The organism is Pseudomonas fluorescens, from assembly GCF_902497895.1.
GTDB lineage: Bacteria > Pseudomonadota > Gammaproteobacteria > Pseudomonadales > Pseudomonadaceae > Aquipseudomonas > Aquipseudomonas fluorescens_BP.
On sequence record NZ_CABVHQ010000009.1, the window covers coordinates 97,879 to 115,072 of the forward strand.

At 54.4% G+C, this 17,194-nt stretch carries 18 protein-coding genes; 5 read left to right on the forward strand and 13 right to left on the reverse strand.

The window, feature by feature from the left end:
* Positions 1-50 precede the first annotated feature (50 nt).
* Positions 51-434 (reverse strand): PaaI family thioesterase, encoded by a 384-nt coding sequence (locus F8N21_RS07045; protein ID WP_150641431.1) that lies wholly within the window; start codon positions 432-434, stop codon positions 51-53.
* A complete protein-coding gene (locus tag F8N21_RS07050; protein WP_150641432.1) occupies positions 434-2,758 on the reverse strand; it encodes a Tex family protein in 2,325 nt (774 codons plus the stop codon). Before F8N21_RS07050 ends, F8N21_RS07045 begins: the two co-directional genes overlap by 1 nt.
* A 361-nt stretch (positions 2,759-3,119) precedes the next feature.
* Here F8N21_RS07050 and ompR point away from each other — a divergent pair, with 361 nt between their 5' ends.
* Positions 3,120-3,866 carry a two-component system response regulator OmpR gene (gene ompR / locus F8N21_RS07055; RefSeq protein WP_150641433.1) on the forward strand — a complete coding sequence of 249 codons (747 nt, stop codon included), beginning with the start codon at positions 3,120-3,122 and terminating at the stop codon, positions 3,864-3,866.
* Positions 3,867-3,985: 119 nt separating this feature from the next.
* On the forward strand, positions 3,986-5,299 hold the full coding sequence (locus F8N21_RS07060) for an ATP-binding protein (protein WP_150641434.1): 1,314 nt from the start codon (positions 3,986-3,988) through the stop codon (positions 5,297-5,299).
* A gap of 160 nt (positions 5,300-5,459) precedes the next feature.
* Here F8N21_RS07060 and rimK read toward each other — a convergent pair whose 3' ends face one another.
* From rimK to F8N21_RS07075, 3 genes are read right to left on the reverse strand one after another with little or no spacing between them, the layout of a single operon-like run.
* On the reverse strand, positions 5,460-6,365 hold the full coding sequence (rimK, locus tag F8N21_RS07065) for a 30S ribosomal protein S6--L-glutamate ligase (protein WP_150641435.1): 906 nt from the start codon (positions 6,363-6,365) through the stop codon (positions 5,460-5,462).
* Complete coding sequence (locus tag F8N21_RS07070; protein WP_191624231.1) at positions 6,362-6,811, reverse strand: ATP-dependent zinc protease; 450 nt, start codon at positions 6,809-6,811, stop codon at positions 6,362-6,364. Before F8N21_RS07070 ends, rimK begins: the two co-directional genes overlap by 4 nt.
* Positions 6,812-6,860: 49 nt before the next feature.
* The gene (locus F8N21_RS07075; RefSeq protein ID WP_150641437.1) at positions 6,861-7,646 is read right to left on the reverse strand and encodes an EAL domain-containing protein; all 786 of its coding nucleotides are present in this window, start codon (positions 7,644-7,646) and stop codon (positions 6,861-6,863) included.
* 119 nt (positions 7,647-7,765) lie between these two features.
* Here F8N21_RS07075 and F8N21_RS07080 point away from each other — a divergent pair, with 119 nt between their 5' ends.
* From F8N21_RS07080 to F8N21_RS07090, 3 genes are all read left to right on the forward strand, one after another.
* Positions 7,766-8,173 carry an RNA-binding S4 domain-containing protein gene (locus F8N21_RS07080; protein ID WP_150641438.1) on the forward strand — a complete coding sequence of 136 codons (408 nt, stop codon included), beginning with the start codon at positions 7,766-7,768 and terminating at the stop codon, positions 8,171-8,173.
* Positions 8,174-8,356: 183 nt separating this feature from the next.
* On the forward strand, positions 8,357-9,259 hold the full coding sequence (hslO, locus tag F8N21_RS07085; protein ID WP_150641439.1) for an Hsp33 family molecular chaperone HslO: 903 nt from the start codon (positions 8,357-8,359) through the stop codon (positions 9,257-9,259).
* Between the two features lie 179 nt (positions 9,260-9,438).
* Entirely contained in the window at positions 9,439-10,983 is a 1,545-nt protein-coding gene (locus F8N21_RS07090) for a phosphoenolpyruvate carboxykinase (protein ID WP_150641440.1), read from the forward strand.
* 70 nt (positions 10,984-11,053) lie between these two features.
* Here F8N21_RS07090 and F8N21_RS07095 read toward each other — a convergent pair whose 3' ends face one another.
* The 8 genes from F8N21_RS07095 to F8N21_RS07130 all read right to left on the reverse strand — a co-directional run bounded on the left by F8N21_RS07095 (position 11,054) and on the right by F8N21_RS07130 (position 16,774).
* Positions 11,054-12,817 carry a hypothetical protein gene (locus tag F8N21_RS07095; protein ID WP_150641441.1) on the reverse strand — a complete coding sequence of 588 codons (1,764 nt, stop codon included), beginning with the start codon at positions 12,815-12,817 and terminating at the stop codon, positions 11,054-11,056.
* Entirely contained in the window at positions 12,814-13,302 is a 489-nt protein-coding gene (locus F8N21_RS07100; protein WP_224788177.1) for a hypothetical protein, read from the reverse strand. Before F8N21_RS07100 ends, F8N21_RS07095 begins: the two co-directional genes overlap by 4 nt.
* Positions 13,284-14,456 (reverse strand): dsDNA nuclease domain-containing protein, encoded by a 1,173-nt coding sequence (locus F8N21_RS07105; RefSeq protein WP_150641442.1) that lies wholly within the window; start codon positions 14,454-14,456, stop codon positions 13,284-13,286. Before F8N21_RS07105 ends, F8N21_RS07100 begins: the two co-directional genes overlap by 19 nt.
* The gene (locus F8N21_RS07110; protein ID WP_150641443.1) at positions 14,441-14,656 is read right to left on the reverse strand and encodes a hypothetical protein; all 216 of its coding nucleotides are present in this window, start codon (positions 14,654-14,656) and stop codon (positions 14,441-14,443) included. The genes F8N21_RS07105 and F8N21_RS07110 overlap by 16 nt, the downstream gene beginning before the upstream one ends.
* Positions 14,657-15,131: 475 nt before the next feature.
* Positions 15,132-15,485: a DUF1493 family protein gene (locus F8N21_RS07115; RefSeq protein ID WP_150641444.1), complete on the reverse strand. Its 354-nt coding sequence runs from the start codon at positions 15,483-15,485 to the stop codon at positions 15,132-15,134.
* 63 nt (positions 15,486-15,548) lie between these two features.
* Positions 15,549-16,145, reverse strand: coding sequence for a Fic/DOC family protein (locus tag F8N21_RS07120; protein WP_150641445.1), 597 nt, complete (start codon positions 16,143-16,145; stop codon positions 15,549-15,551).
* Positions 16,145-16,315 (reverse strand): YhfG family protein, encoded by a 171-nt coding sequence (locus F8N21_RS07125; protein ID WP_150641446.1) that lies wholly within the window; start codon positions 16,313-16,315, stop codon positions 16,145-16,147. Before F8N21_RS07125 ends, F8N21_RS07120 begins: the two co-directional genes overlap by 1 nt.
* A gap of 183 nt (positions 16,316-16,498) precedes the next feature.
* Positions 16,499-16,774, reverse strand: a complete 276-nt coding sequence (locus tag F8N21_RS07130; RefSeq protein ID WP_150641447.1) for a hypothetical protein — start codon at positions 16,772-16,774, stop codon at positions 16,499-16,501.
* Positions 16,775-17,194 lie beyond the last annotated feature (420 nt).

Consider the following 17,194-nt stretch of genomic DNA (forward strand, 5'->3'; position numbering starts at 1 on the left):
TCGACGCCGCGTTCACTGCGCCGAAATTAACTCAAATCGAGGGCAGGGAGCTATAGGACAGCGAAGGTGCCTTGTGCTTTTGCGACCAGTTTGTCGCCTTGCATGACATCCGCTTCGACCACCAGGGTGCGCCGGCCGGGGTGGATGACCCGTGCCGTGCATAACACTTCGCCTTCAGAAACGGCGCGAATGTAGTTGATCTTGCATTCGATGGTCGCGCTCTGCTGGTCGAAACCATGGGTGCTGGAACAGGCCAGCCCCATGGCGATATCCACCAGGCTGAACAAGGCCCCGCCGTGCAGCTTGCCACCGCGATTGCGCAATTGCGGCTCGAGGGCCAGGGCGACTTGCGCCACCCCGACCTCAAGACTGAGCAAACGGCAACCGAGCAGCTGGAAGAACGCGCTTTGGGTCAGCCCGGCAGGGATTTCCATCAGCGCTTCTTCAACTGCTTGGCGTTGGCGAACAACGAAGCCATGGCGTTGTTGGCCGGAGCCGCCGCCGGGGTTTCCTTGCGCGGGCCGGTGTTTTGCGACTGGCGTGGCGCCGAGCCAGGGCGCGCGCCACGGGCACCGTCGATTTTCTCGCCCGGGGTGTCGCTCATGCGCATCGACAGGCCGACGCGTTTGCGCGGGATGTCGACTTCCATGACCTTGACCTTGACCACATCGCCGGCTTTCACCGCTTCACGCGGATCCTTGATGAATTTCTCCGACAAGGCGGAAATGTGCACCAGACCGTCCTGATGCACGCCGATATCGATGAAAGCACCGAAGTTGGTCACGTTGGTGACGACACCTTCGAGGATCATTCCCAGTTCCAGATCCTTGAGGTCCTCGACGCCGTCCTGGAACTCGGCGGTCTTGAACCCTGGACGCGGGTCGCGACCGGGTTTTTCCAGCTCTTGAAGAATGTCGGTCACTGTCGGCAAGCCGAAGGTTTCGTCGGTGTACTTCTTCGGATCAAGACGCTTGAGGAAGCTGGCGTCGCCGATCAGCGAGCGGATATCACGGTCGGTTTCGGCGGCAATGCGCTGGACCAGCGGATAGGCTTCCGGGTGAACCGCGGATGAATCCAGCGGGTTGTCGCCGTTCATGACCCGCAGGAAGCCGGCGGCCTGTTCGAAGGTTTTTTCGCCCAGACGCGCGACTTTCTTCAACGCGGCGCGGGTCTTGAACGCACCATTTTCGTCACGGTGATTGACGATGTTCTGCGCCAGTGTCGCGTTGAGCCCGGAAATCCGTGCCAGCAGCGCCACCGAAGCGGTATTCACATCGACGCCGACGGCGTTCACGCAGTCTTCGACCACGGCATCCAGGCCGCGCGCCAGTTTCAGCTGCGACACGTCGTGCTGGTACTGGCCGACACCGATGGATTTCGGATCGATTTTCACCAGTTCGGCCAGCGGGTCCTGCAGGCGACGGGCAATCGACACCGCGCCACGGATCGACACGTCGAGGTCCGGGAATTCCTTGGAAGCCAGTTCCGAAGCCGAGTAAACCGAAGCACCGGCCTCGGAGACCATGACTTTGGTCATCTTCATGCCCGGGTATTTCTTGATCAGTTCAGCGGCCAGCTTGTCGGTTTCGCGGCTGGCGGTGCCGTTGCCGATGGCGATCAGGTCCACCGAGTGCTTGGCGCACAAGGCGGCCAACACGGCGATGGTCTGGTCCCACTGGTTTTTCGGTACGTGCGGGTAAACCGTGGCGTAGTCCAGCAGCTTGCCGGTGGCATCGACCACCGCGACTTTGCAACCGGTGCGCAGGCCCGGGTCCAGGCCCAGGGTGGCGCGCGGGCCGGCCGGGGCGGCCAGCAGCAAGTCGTGCAGGTTGTGGGCGAATACGTTGATCGCCTCGGTTTCCGCGCCGTCGCGCAGCTCGCCCAGCAAATCGGTTTCCAGGTGGGTGTAGAGCTTGACCTTCCAGGTCCAGCGCACCACTTCGCTCAGCCACTTGTCGGCTGGGCGATTCTGGTTTTGCACGCCGAAACGCTCGCCAATCATGATTTCACACGGATGCATGGCGCCCGGCAGGTCTTCGCCGACTTTCAGCGCGGAGCTGAGAATGCCTTCGTTGCGACCACGGAAAATCGCCAGCGCACGGTGCGACGGCATGCTTTTCAGTGGTTCGTCGTGTTCGAAATAGTCCCGGAACTTGGCGCCTTCCTCTTCCTTGCCAGCGATCACGCGGGCACTGAGGGTGGCTTCCTGCTTGAGGTAACTGCGCAGCTTGTCCAGCAGGCTGGCGTCTTCGGCGAAGCGCTCCATGAGGATGTACTTGGCGCCTTCGAGAGCAGCCTTGACATCGGCAACGCCTTTTTCGCCATCGACGAAACGCGCGGCTTCGGATTCCGGGGTCAGGGTCGGGTCGTTGAACAGTCCGTCGGCCAACTCGCCGAGGCCGGCTTCCAGGGCGATCTGGCCCTTGGTGCGGCGCTTCTGTTTGTATGGCAGGTACAAATCTTCGAGTCGGGTCTTGGTGTCGGCCAGTTTGATGTCGCGGGCCAATTCCGGGGTCAGCTTGCCTTGCTCTTCGATGCTGGCGAGGATGCTGATGCGCCGTTCGTCGAGTTCTCGCAGGTAGCGCAGGCGCTCTTCCAGATGGCGCAACTGAATGTCATCGAGGCTGCCGGTCACTTCTTTCCGGTAGCGGGCGATGAAGGGCACCGTGGAGCCTTCATCCAGTAGAGCGACGGCCGCTTCGACCTGCTGCGGGCGTACACCGAGTTCCTCGGCGATGCGGCTGTTGATGCTGTCCATAAAACCACCTGACAAATTGTGAAAGCAGGCTCGCAGGCGCGGAGTTCGGGCTTGGCGAGTCTGGTTGAGCGGCCTGGCCGGCGCCGCTGCCTGGATCAAAAGGCATCCTTGTTGACCCGTGAAATCGGACAATTACTGCGTGGCCATGGAAAATAAAGGCTGGCCCGCCACGGTAACGATCAGACGTTGCCCTGCACAAAAGGCGGCGCATTATAACCAGCGTTCGGTCCTCCGGGGGTAGCATGCCATGTAGGCATAATGGCGGGTTTGCTGGCAGCCGAGGAAAAATCTGCTAACAATGCACACGGTGCGTATACCGGCAGCTACGCCATAATGCCCGCCGAGATCAAAGGAGCATCCAATGAGCAGCACTGCACAAACTGCTGAAGGCGAAAAAATTCTTATCGTTGACGACGATCCGGGGCTTAGCAGCCTGCTGGAGCGTTTTTTCATCGGGAAGGGCTTTCGCGCCCGAGCCGTACCGAACACCGAACAGATGGATCGTCTGCTGGCGCGTGAAGTGTTCAACCTGATCATCCTCGACTATATGCTGCCGCTTCCTGGAGTAGACGGTCTGGTCGCTCTCAAGCGCTTGCGCGCCGCGGGTAACAAGATCCCAATCATCATGCTGACCGCCAAGGGCGATGAGCAAAGTCGTATCAACGGCCTGGAGGCGGAAGCCGACGACTACCTGGCCAAACCATTCAACCCGGATGAACTGGTGGCTCGCGTCAGGTCGGTGCTGCGTCGTCAGAACCCGCCAGTGCCGGGCGCTCCCGGTAGCGAAGACGAAAGCGTCACCTTCGGCGACTACGAGCTGTCCCTGGCCACCCGCGAACTCAAGCGCGGCGACGAAGTGCACATGCTCACCACCGGTGAGTTCGCGGTACTCAAGGCCCTGGTGATGAACGCCCGTCAGCCGCTGACCCGCGACAAGCTGATGAATCTGGCCCGTGGCCGCGAATGGGATGCTCTGGAGCGTTCCATCGACGTACAGATCTCCCGTCTGCGTCGGATGATCGAGCCCGATCCGTCCAAGCCACGTTATATTCAGACCGTCTGGGGCGTGGGTTATGTGTTCGTGCCGGATGGCACCGCGACCAAGTGATTGGTGATTTGTAGGAGCGGGTTTCTCGGTCGGTCTGTAACATGACAACGACTCGGGCGGCTCGCGATCCGCAATTTCGCGAGCGCCGCTCGCTCCTGCAAAGTGTGTAGTTGCTGTTTATGAAAACCCCCATGTGGTTCCCCCAAAGTTTCTTCTCCCGCACCCTCTGGCTGGTGCTGATAGTGGTGCTGTTTTCCAAGGCGCTGACCCTGATTTATCTGTTGATGAACGAAGACGTGCTGGTGGATCGCCAATACAGCCACGGTGTCGCGCTGACCTTGCGCTCTTATTGGGCTGCGGACGAAGCGAATCGCGAGAAGATCGCCGAAGCCGCCACGCTGATTCGGGTGGTCGGTGCCGGTGTGCCGGAAGGTGAGCAGCATTGGCCGTACAGTGAGATCTACCAACGACAGATGCAGGCCGAACTGGGTGCCGACACCGAAGTGCGCTTGCGCATGCACGCGCCGCCAGCCCTGTGGGTACGTGCGCCGAGCCTTGGTGATGGCTGGTTGAAAGTGCCATTGTACCCACACCCGCTGCGTGGCCAGAAAATCTGGAGCGTGCTGGGCTGGTTCCTGGCGATCGGTTTGTTATCCACAGCCTCGGCCTGGATCTTCGTCAGCCAGCTCAATCAACCCCTCAAGCGTCTGGTGTATGCCGCCCGCCAATTAGGTCAGGGGCGTAGTGTGCGTCTGCCGATCAGCGACACTCCGAGTGAAATGGCCGAGGTGTATCGCGCCTTCAACCAGATGGCCGAGGACGTCGAACAGGCCGGGCGTGAGCGCGAGCTGATGCTGGCGGGCGTGTCCCATGACCTGCGCACACCGTTGACCCGCTTGCGGCTGTCCCTGGAGCTGATGGGCGACCACAGCGACCTCACTGACGCGATGGTGCGCGACATCGAAGACATGGACGCGATTCTCGATCAGTTTTTGGCGTTTATTCGCGATGGTCGCGACGAGACGGTAGAAGCAGTCGACCTTACTGATCTGGTGCGCGAAGTTGCGGCGCCTTACAACCAGAACGAAGAACGGGTTCGCCTACGGCTGGAACCGATCCAGCCGTTCCCGTTGCGCCGGGTTTCGATGAAGCGCCTGTTGAACAATCTGATCGGCAATGCCTTGCATCACGCCGGTAGCGGAGTCGAAGTGGCCGCCTATGTATCGGGCGACACCAGCGCACCCTATGTGGTGCTGAGCGTGATGGACCGTGGGGCCGGCATTGATCAGTCAGAGCTCGAAGCCATCTTCAACCCCTTCACCCGCGGCGACCGCGCCCGAGGCGGCAAAGGTACCGGGCTGGGCCTGGCCATCGTCAAGCGGATCGCCTCGATGCACGGCGGCAATGTAGAACTGCGCAACCGCGCAGGCGGTGGGCTGGAAGCGCGAGTGCGCTTGCCGTTGGGGCTGATGTTGCCGAGGGATGCGGTTTAGCAGGTCCCCTGTGGCGAGGGGGCTTGCCCCCGCTGGAGCGCGAAGCGGTCCTAAAATCTGCAACCGGGTTTTTTCAGGAGAAACGCAACGGCCGGATTTACGACCGCTGCGCGGCCGATCGGGGGCAAGCCCCCTCGCCACAATGGATTCGAGCCCAGCCTCAACCCTTCCCCTTGGTCCTTGTCATATTCGGCCCGCTATTTTTCTCCAGATGTTCGATGATGATCCCCGCCACATTTTTGCAGGTGGTGGTTTCAATCCCTTCCAGGCCCGGCGAGGAATTGACCTCCATCACCAGCGGCCCGTGGTTGGAGCGCAGGATATCCACGCCCGCGACACTCAAACCCATGACCTTGGCCGCGCGCAGGGCGGTCATGCGCTCTTCCGGAGTGATCTTGATCAGGCTGGCGCTGCCACCCCGGTGCAGGTTGGAGCGGAACTCGCCGGGCTTGGCCTGACGCTTCATCGCCGCGATCACTTTTTCGCCCACCACGAAGCAGCGGATATCCGCACCTCCGGCTTCCTTGATGTATTCCTGGACCATGATGTTTTGTTTGAGGCCCATGAACGCCTCGATCACCGACTCCGCGGCGGTGGCGGTTTCGCACATCACCACGCCGATGCCCTGGGTGCCTTCCAGCACTTTGATTACCAGCGGTGCGCCGTTGACCATCGCGATCAGGTCGGGAATATCGTCTGGTGAGTGGGCAAAACCGGTGACCGGCAAGCCAATCCCACGTCGCGAGAGCAATTGCAGAGAGCGCAGTTTGTCCCGCGAGCGGGCGATGGCCACGGACTCGTTGAGCGGGAACACCCCCATCATTTCGAACTGGCGCAATACTGCGCAACCATAAAACGTCACCGAAGCACCGATTCGCGGGATCACCGCATCGAAGCCTTCCAGTGGTTTTCCACGGTAGTGGATCTGCGGCTTGTGACTGGCAATGTTCATATAGGCGCGCAGGGTATCGACCACCACCATTTCATGGCCACGCTCGGTGCCGGCCTCGACCAGACGACGAGTGGAATACAGACGCGGGTTTCGCGACAGCACAGCGATCTTCATGCAACACCTGTGGCAAGGGTAGTGGATGCCGGGAATGCCGGCTTGTCTTGAACGTATTTGATTCCCGGATTGACCACCAACTGGCCGTCGATCAGGGCTTTGGAACCGAGTAACAAGCGATAGCGCATGGACTTGCGGCAGGCCAGGGTGAACTCCACCCGCCAGACCCGATCGCCCAGCGCCAGGGTGGTGCTGATCACGTAACGTACCTGCGCCTGGCCGTTGGAGCTTTTAATCGTCTTCATCGCCACCAGCGGCGCTTCGCAGTGCCGATGGCGCAGTTGCACCACGGTGCCCAGGTGCGCGTTGAAGCGCACCCACTTTTCCCCGTCGCGCTCGAACGGCTCGATCTCGGTGGCATGCAGGCTGGAGGTGCTGGCGCCGGTGTCAATCTTCGCCCGCAGGCCCGCCACTCCCAAATCCGGGAGCGCTATCCACTCGCGCAGACCGACAACGGTCAAATGGTCAAATGTCTTCAAATGGGTCAGCCAGCGATTAACGTATCCAGGCCTCGGGAGCAACCCGGGCCAACGCTTTGAATGCGGGTTTGGCAAACCAGTAACCCTGCATCAGAAATATTCCACAGTCGTCCAGAAAGTCCCTTTCACCGGCACTTTCGATGCCTTCGGCAATGACTGTAATGTCCAGTTCCGCACACATGGCGACAATCCCCCGCACGATGGCCTGACGGACACGATCACGGTCGACATCGCGGATCAGCGCCATGTCGAGTTTGATCAGGTCCGGTTGGAAATCTGCGAGTAAATTCAGCCCGGAATAGCCCGAGCCAAAATCATCGATGGCCGTTTTGAAGCCGAATTCGCGGTATTCACGCAGAATATTGGTCAAATGGCGATAGTTATCTACGTGCTGGCTTTCCAGGGTCTCGAAAATCAGCTTGTCGAGAGGGAAATCGTGTTTTTTTGCCGCCTCCAGGGTGCTGCGAATGCACAGCTCGGGGCGATAAACCGCGTTGGGCATGAAGTTGATGGAGAGATGACTCTGCATGCCTAAAGCCGCTGCGCCTTCAATGGCCCGGATACGGCAAAGCTGATCGAAGCGGTAGCGATTTTCCTCGGTGATCTGATCGAGTACCGACAACGCGCTTTCACCTGCGGTACCCCGGACCAGCGCCTCATGGGCGAAAATGGACTGATCGCGCAAATCGACGATTGGCTGGTAAGCAAAGGTGAAGTCGAAACCCAGAGGGTTGTCCTGCAGGCATCCCTGGCAGTGGTCGCTGGGCGAGGTTGAGGTTAAAGATGTCGGGAAAATGGTCACTCGTGAACTCCGCGCCAAGACTACAGGCATAAGCCGGGCATTCTATCCGCCCACATGGATTGATGGGCCCGACAGAAACAGTAGTACAGTTCCGAGCATCCACCGAACGAGGAAATTCTATGGCACAAAAAACCGAAGATGACGACAAGGTTCGTCTGGATAAGTGGTTGTGGGCTGCGCGCTTTTATAAAACCCGCGCGCTGGCCAAAGCGGCGATTGAAAGCGGTAAAGTGCATTGCCGGGGCGATCGTTGCAAGCCAGGCAAAGAGCCGAGAATCGGCGATGAATTTCAGATCCGCGCCGGTTTCGACGAGCGCACTATAGTGGTCCTGGGGTTGTCGGTGGTGCGCCGTGGCGCGCCGGAAGCTCAGGCCCTGTACGCCGAAACCGAAGCCAGTATTGCCAAGCGCGAAAACGCTGCGGCAATGCGCAAGGCCGGTTCCCTGGGGGTCAGTACCGACGGTAAGCCGACCAAGAAACAACGGCGCGATCTATTCAAGTTCCATGGTGGAAATGATGGGGAGTAGGGCTGTCCCGCTTGAGGGAGTAAATTACCCAGAGCCAACCCGCCAATAGCTGCCTGGCTTGGAACAATCCCCGATTGTTCATAAAATGCCTCCCATGGCCGAAAATCACGCACCGATCGGGTGCCAAAATGCTTTCCTGCGCCCCCTGTAACCCATTAGTCACCACTTCAGATACCCAGACCTATGATCGATCTACCGGATACCGACTACACCCAACGCTTCATCTTCGATGACAGCGACGCCCGTGGCGAGCTGGTTGCGTTGGAGCGTAGCTATGCCGAAGTCCTCGCCAAGCATCCCTATCCGGAGCCGGTCGCACAACTGCTCGGCGAGCTGATGGCGGCGGCGTCGCTGCTGGTCGGCACTTTGAAGTTCGATGGCTTGTTGATTCTCCAGGCCCGTTCCGAAGGCCCGGTACCCTTGCTGATGATCGAGTGCTCCAGCGAGCGCGAAATCCGTGGCCTGGCCCGTTACCACGCCGAACAGATCGCCCCCGATGCGACCCTTGCCGACCTGATGCCGCAGGGTGTACTGGCGCTGACTGTCGATCCTACCCACGGCCAGCGTTATCAGGGCATCGTCGACCTCGACGGCACGGATCTGTCGGAATGCTTCACCAACTATTTCGTCATGTCCCAGCAAGTCGGCACACGCTTCTGGCTCAACGCCGACGGCCGTCGCGCCCGTGGCCTGCTGCTGCAGCAACTGCCGGCCGATCGCATCAAGGACGACGAAGAACGCGGCGCCAGCTGGCAGCACATCACCACCCTGGCCAGCACCCTGACCGCCGATGAACTGCTCAGTCTGGACAACGAAACCGTGCTGCACCGTCTATACCATGACGAAGCGATACGCTTGTTCGATGTGCAGACATTGCGCTTTCGCTGCAGCTGCTCGCGGGACCGTTCGGGCAATGCGCTGGTCAGTCTGGGTCAGGAAGACGCACAGCAACTGGTCATCGAAAATGGCGGCAGCGTCGAGATCGATTGCCAGTTCTGCAACCAGCGCTACCTGTTCGATGCCGCCGATATCGCTCAATTGTTTGCTGGAGCGGGTGTCGACACACCGTCAGATACTCGTCACTAAAACGATTCAGCACAGGTAAATCACCTGTTGAACGCCGGAATAACGCCGGTCTGACGGGAGGGCCCTACTATTTTTGGTCATTTCTGGCATAATCCGGCCCACTTTTTTCGCGGTAGTAGTGCACAATTTTCTACTACAAAACGTTTGGAGCACTCGGCCACTGGCCGACGGGGAATCTCATGACGCAAGCCAATAACGCCGTGTACACCGATCTGAGTGTTGACGATCTGGTTAAAGAAGCCCTGAACCGCGGTGAAGGCGAGCTGTCCGATACCGGCGCTCTGGTCGTGCGAACCGGTCACCGTACCGGTCGCTCGCCAGTCGACCGTTTCATCGTTGAAGAGCCTTCCACCCAGGCCGCTATTGCCTGGGGTCCGATCAATCGCAAGTTCCCGGCCGACAAGTTCGACGCCCTGTGGAACCGCGTTGAAGCCTATCTGGCCGAACGCGAGCGTTTTGTTTCCTACGTTCATGTAGGTTCTGATCCAGCGCACTACCTCCCGGTCAAAATGACCACTGAGACTGCCTGGCACAACCTGTTCGGCCGTTGCCTGTTCATCAATCCTGAAGAGTACAACCAGGGTGGCAAGGACGAGTGGCAAGTCATCAACGCCCCAGCGTTCGTCTGCGAACCTGAGCGTGACGGCACCAACTCCGACGGCACCGTGATCATCAACTTCGCGGCCAAGAAAGTCCTGCTGGCTGGCATGCGTTACGCCGGCGAAATGAAAAAAGCCCTGTTCTCGGTCCAGAACTTCCTGCTGCCAGCAGTCGACGTCCTGCCGATGCACTGCGCGGCCAACATGGGCGAAGAGGGCGACGTTACCCTGTTCTTCGGCCTGTCCGGCACCGGTAAAACCACGCTGTCCGCTGACGAAAGCCGCTACCTGATCGGTGACGACGAACACGGCTGGGGCGTTGGCGTAGTGTTCAACATCGAAGGCGGTTGCTATGCCAAGTGCATCGACCTCTCCGAGAAGAACGAGCCAGTTATCTGGAAAGCCATCCAGCACGGCGCCGTACTGGAAAACGTCGTACTCGACCCGGTCACCAAGAAAGCCGACTACGCCGACGACAGCCTGACCCAGAACAGCCGCGCCGCTTACCCGCGTGAACTGATCGAAAAACGCGCGCCGAAAAACCTCGGTGGCGAGCCAAACGCTGTGATCTTCCTGACCTGCGACCTGACCGGCGTACTGCCGCCAGTCTCGATCCTCAGCGAAGAACAAGCGGCCTACCACTTCCTGTCCGGCTACACCGCTCTGGTGGGCTCGACCGAAATGGGTTCCGGCAGCGGCATCAAGTCGACCTTCTCCACCTGCTTCGGCGCACCGTTCTTCCCGCGTCCGGCCGGCGAATACGCTGAACTGCTGATCAAACGCATCCGCGGCTTCGGCTCCAAGGTCTACCTGGTCAACACCGGCTGGACTGGCGGTGGCTACGGCGTCGGCAAACGCTTCAATATCCCGACCACCCGTGGCGTCATCGCAGCCATCCAGAGCGGCGCCTTGATCGGCGTAGAAACCGAACACCTGGACACCATCAACCTCGACGTGCCATTGGCCGTACCGGGCGTTGAAACCGGACTGTTGAACCCACGCAACACCTGGGCTGACAAAGCGGCCTACGACGAAGCGGCCAAAGCACTGGCTGGACTGTTCGTTGAGAACTTCAAGAAGTTCGACGTAAGCGACGCGATCAAGGCTGCTGGTCCGAAGTTGTAAGTGTTGGCTTGGAAATCATAAAAACCGCCCTTTGGGCGGTTTTTTTATGGGTGTTAATCAGTAGGAATTTTTAGATTTGGACCGGCTTCCCCATGAACATGGGTTGTTCAAATTCCTCATATGTTGGAAGCCAGTCGATGTCGCCATCTCTGCCTTCGTATTTGTACGAGGTCGATGAAAATATTACCTGTCCCCCTTGAGTTTCGACTATTTGTCTCAAGTTTTTTATAAAATTATCGAATGCGGTCTCAGATATTTCATGTTGTTTTGGTGTGTCGAAAATAAGAAAATTCAATTCTGTTGATTTTTTTTCAAGGACTAGTTCGTAAAGAGCTGCGTGGTAGGAAAGTACAATTTTCAGGCGCGAAGTTCCATGAAAGCTTTCAAATCGTTCTGTACCAAAATTTAATTTAAATTCGCTATCCAATGTGAAGTTTTTAGGCACATTTCTAGTTTCAAGGATCTGTAGCCATTTTTGAATTTTTTTGATGAAGTCCATTTTGAATCTTAGTAACTCTGGATCTCCTGCCTCTCTTGATCCCCTCAATGCTGATTCATTGAGTATCGCTCGTTCTCGGTCAATTGAGATCTTCAACAGTTCTTCTTCAAGGAGCGAAATCTTTTCAAGCTTTGATTTCTCTAGTCGTTTATCAACCATTTCAGACGTAACTCTACTTACGGTCTCTACGAATAGCTCAATACTACTATCATCATTTGCTTTTTCTCTATGCGAGGTTAAATTGGTCAGCCTTTGGTTGTTCGCTTTTTGCGTTCTTTCCAGTTCGAGAAGTTGTAGTTGTGCTCGTTGTCGCGAGCTCTCAAGGTCTTTAAGCTGATCTCTGAGGTAGAGTAAGTTTTTTCCGTATGTCTCACTACTAGCTAAAAATAAGCCACAGCCAGGTTGAGCACAAATGTCAGCAAAAGAACTGAAAACTCTTCGAGCATCTTCGTTCAGACTTAACGTATCAATCTCGGTCTCTATTTTATGTTCGATTTTGGCTAATCCATCTAACCAAGCCTTTGTCTCAGAGTAGTTATTATTTGTAGTGGATACTTCTTTGTTGGCTTGTTGTATTAGTATTTCAAGGCTGTTGATTGCATCAGTTTTGTGATGTTTCGAATTTTTTAGGCTTTCCATCTCCAATGACAGTTGCTCTATTTCCATGCCAAGTTTTTTAATATCATTGTAAGACTTTATTTCGGCGCCCTGAAGGGATGAGATAAATTGCTTTTTTTGATGGACTAGCTCATCAAGAACTTTAAGTTTTTGCTGGGCTTCTATTAGTTTCTTTCTTTTGTCATAAGGGTTTATTTCTGGGAACCCCATAAGGGATCTTATGATCTCTCCTTGTTGGTTTTGAATGAAATTATTTTTTGTTACGTATGTTGATGTGTAGCCTTTGTCCTGCTCAAGGTAAAAAATCGGCCAGAGGGTAGATAAATAAATATGGGTAGGTAAACCGCTTTTTGAAGTAAGTCGAGTTGTTGGAATTCCAGTTTTTTCAAGTAAAAATTGCGAGAATTCCAACTCATCAACGAAGCTTAAAATTCCGCTGTCTACTTCTACAGTGATATGGAAGTCGCGATCAAGTCGGCGAGTAATGCTTAATTTTTGAGTTAGCTCTAACTTTAGTGTGGCCGCTGAGCAGTTATTGAGTATGTCATTTCTAAATTCGGCAGGTAGTCCTAGGCAATACATGATTAATAGAACTAGTGGTGTCTTGCCGCTTTCGTTTGGGCCGTATATCTGAGTGATTCTTTCCCCAAAGTAGAGTTCCTTTGTACCCCAGCCTTGAGAGGATTTTTGGTGAATTTTTAAACTTATTAGCTTCATCGTACTGTCGCCTCAATTATATTTTCTTTACAGATGTTTCTATAGCTCCTTTGTATAGCAGCGAGATTGGCACTAAGCTCGCTTTCTTGAGCTAATGCTCGATCTATCACTTTTTTCCCTAGCTCCGATGCGATTATTTTTTTACTACTGTCGGTGTAGATTAATTCTTTAATCTCAAGAAAGGTCAGCGCTTTAACGGTTCTGATTCTTAGGTTCGCCGACCAACTTATATTTTGCGACGAATGTTTATAGCCTGGTATCGAAAGCTCCAGGCACTGACCAACGAGTGATGTAATTTCTTCAAGTTTGGGTTTTGATCTGCTCTTGGCTAGCAGTAAAATTGTCATTGCTAACAAAGGAAGGTGGAACAATGCTTCGTTTGATAAGGATTCTTCTGGATTTCTAGTGACTTTTCTAGAGTTGATTTGTATGTTGTCGTCGATTTTTTCAAATAGCTCTACTATATTCATTTGGAGTTTATCCATACAAATTCTTTTAATACTGAACCGAGTAATAGTTCTTCCGTAAGTCCATCAAGACCACTTATGGTTTCAAGCTCGCACTTAAGCTTCGGGAGCTCTGATTGTAAGCTTTTGAACTTTAACTCGTGGCTAATTAGCTTTTCTACTGTTTCTTGTATTTTGGATGTAAATATTGAAAGTGAAAAATCTGGAACTTTGTGACGTCTGACAGAAAACCAGTCGTCCCAGTTGACTTTTAGTTGAATAAGTTCCGGAATCATGGATTCGGGGAAGCCGGAGTTTCGAAGGAACCGTTGCAGAATTGAAGTGTTTTTTATTGCGCGTGAGTCGCCGCTGGATTTAAGTATTTCATATCCAGTGGACGAAATACTTAATATATTTAGAAGGTCGTGTAAGGTTATCCCTGCAATCGCATCAAGATCCGAGGCAGTAATGTCCTTGTGGATTTTATTTCGTGACTTATTTCTAACGAGATCTAGAATGTTTTTTAAGATTTCAACTGACTCTGTATGTTGTAGTTCTATCTCGCTATATTCTCGTATTTTCTCTATTGCAATTGGGATGAAATATGTATCTTCGCCTCGTAAATATGGTAGTCCTGTCTCGATCTTTAATTTCTGTAATTCTAATAAAATTTGTGCTTCAGTATGAGACGTGAACTCCGTTAATTTTTTTATTTCGGAAATCAAGGTTGTTGTGTGTTTGGACTCTATTCGCTGGTTTTCTATATCTTCAATGATGGAGTTTGTATCTTCATCGTATTCGACGTTCGTTTGAAGTGATATTTCGATGCAGGAAGATTTAAAGTTTATAATGTGAAGTATCATTTTTCCGAAATAACTATCTTCTAAATTATTTGCGCTCCCTTTTTTCTTTCTTTTCAGTAGTCCGAAGACTTCATTCATGGTTAGATTTTTCCGCTGTGATGCTCTTGTTTTAACTTGAACAAAGCGATAGGTTGTTTTTCCCAAGGAAACATATCGAGCCACATAATCGTCGTGTAAGTCGCAGTATATTTTGTCTTTTTTTGCGCTTTCTAGTAATGATAAGCTTTCTATACATGCAGCACGAAACTGCGCTTCGTATCTCGCTATCGTATCTCTGCCGACATTTTCACGCGGCGAAACTTCGTGTATTTCCGTCATTGGAAAGCCCATGTTGAAATCTGATTTGTGTGGCTAGTAACAAGAAAAATATCGCTAATACGCACTGTATTTAGCATGATAGTTAATTTACTAAGTTCAGAGATAACTATATGAGGGTGTACAAGGTTGAGGGTAAAAGTTGAGCTAAATTTAGGTTGATTTTCTTTTGATAGTGCGTGCTTTGGCTTATTTATTTTTTTAAAAAATTTCATGTTGTGATCCCCATCTCCTTGGTGGCTAGAGACCTGATCCATGCCTAAAACAATACAGTTTCAGAATGCCCCTACTCTGCGGAGATTAAACTGAATGGTATTATATTGCCAGCATCTCGCATGCTTGTGGCGTCAGACTTGGTATCGCATGCAGGAATAGCTTCTGAGGTCGCCTATAACAAACGGAAGGTGGGTTCGGTAAAAATCTTCAACCTGGTAGCGGTCATGAACACCCAGGAGAAAGTAGGACTCGTACAGCTTGGGGGGGGCAGGAATAACACGAATGATCGCGGAAAACGGCCTCGCCATGAACCTGTTATTCCACATTGGCTCAGCGTGAGCGTGGTCATAACTACCATTATTCCTGCTGAATTAGAGTTAAACAGCCAGAATAATTGCACTTTATGATGGGCTTGGCGTAGGCGCGGGACGCGTTGGGCTTCGAAACGCATCCGCACCATGTCCCCCAAGACGCTTACAGACGTTCCAGCTCCTGAGTCTCCCAGCGCTGCGCCTTGATAGCTCCATATAGCATGCCGATGGTCAGCGGGAGTTTGTCGCCGCGACCCTTGGCCCTGCGTTTGAGGAACAGGTCATAGCCTTCGGGCTGGAAGTAGCGATAGGCGTCGTAGTCGATGAAGTCGACGGTGAACTGCTCGGTCAGTGCTTCCATCAGTTGCTCTGCGTCGGCGCCGTCGCAACCGAGGTCGAAGTTGATCGAGGTTTGCAGGCTGATGGTTTTGCGTTCAGGCAGGCCGAGTTCTTCGTGCAGTAGCTGCATGAGGAGGCGCATCGCTTGATCGTCGGGGAAGCCGATGGCGAGTTTCATGGGTAACAGTCCGGTTGGGAATAGCGGGGGCAGGCGGTGAGTGTAAGGCCAAACCATCAGTATCTAGCGCGGGATTTTTCCGATACAGCGTTTGAAGATGGTCTCCAGCCCCCGGTAGTCGCAGGCTACGGCGTCGACGTTGGCGGGAACCCAATCGGCAGTGTCGACCAGCCACCAATCAACGGTAAAACCGGCATTGATGATGATGTGCTCAAACAGTATGCGTTGGGCTCGACCGTTGCCGTCCCGGAACGGGTGAATAACGTTGAGATCGCCATACGCCTCGGCAACCTTGATCACCAGCTCCGCTTTGGATGCGCCCGCGAACCAGGAGGCCTTTTCCATGGCGCGAAATATTTTTTCGGCCTCGGGGACGATTCGTTCAGCGGTGCAGAACAGGGTTTCGTCCTTCTGGATATTGATTGTTCTCAGTTCGCCGGCCCATTCGTAGACGTCCGAAAACAGGGTTTTATGAATGAGCTGCAAGAAACCCAGATCGAAGGGCACGGGGTGTAGACGAAGGGTGCTGGCGGCAATTTCGGAGAACTCTCGTTCGGCTTGTTGCAGGAGGGGCTCGTCATGAATATTGAGCAGGTTGCGCAGCACTCCGCTATCCGGATAGCAATAAGGATCCAGGTTACCCCCATATTGACCGGGCATCAGCTTGGGCTCTTGAGGTATTTGCGCAGCACCGCTTCCCGGCCGGGGAGCGGTTTATCGGCGTCGGCGCGTGTTGTGTCAAAGCCTTCCAGGCGCAGGCTCGCCAGGTAGTTTGACCGGCGGACACTTTCGTAATGGTCCTGCTTTTGCTCAAACGTCAGTTCGCGCATCACATTGGCCTCACGCTGCAAGACCCAATTGTAGTTCAAGGGATCGTGGCCGGGCGTTGGCTTTTTGGAGTTCCAGTGTTTCCGGGCTTTTGCGTGAGGGTCAGGGAAAATCACTGAGTCATAGTTTTTTTCGCAGGCAAGCCAGCTCCCACAAGAGCATGGCGTGCCAGTTAGTGCGGTGTGTCAGCTGGGCGCTTTCCAGTTCAGCATGCGTTGCTGCGCGACTTCGAGAAGGTCGCAGCCGTCCTGTGTCAGCAGGTAGAGGGCTTTGATGTCGGCCTGGTTGAAGCACAGGCAATACAGGGTTTCGAGCAAGTCGCTGGAGGCACGGATACGTTGGTGGGCGGCGTCGAGGATGGCTTGAGGGCAGGCCTCTGTGTCGATGGCGAGCACGGACGTGTCGGTGATGCTGGTTTTCAGGGGGCGGTAGCGTTCTACAAACGGATTCATAGTTTGCATATTGGTTACTCGGTTTGCTGTTAAGTAACCGCCATCATCGTGACCAAACGATGGGTGGCGGACTGTGTGCAGGTTGGTCAACCGGAAACAGCAATCCGGCACGCCCGAAGGCGTCCCACACACAGCCGCCATAGCAATGCGTTGCGAAGACATAGAAGCTCGCAGAGCAAGTGATGGCACTTATGTGTGCTGTTTTCAGGTGACCAAACCTGTTCGCTGATTTTGCAGCGACGGCGCGAACTATAGGTGTGTTTCGCGTAGCCGTGCAAGGGTGTTGCGAGGCCTCAATGGGTTGTGGCCAAGCGGCTAAACACTGCGGCAGAAGACTGATCCGAACGTCCTACTCAATACTGGCTAAAAGACCTACTTGTTTTTCCGGTTGACAGGTAAACCTACTTCTACTTTACAGTGTCCTCAGTC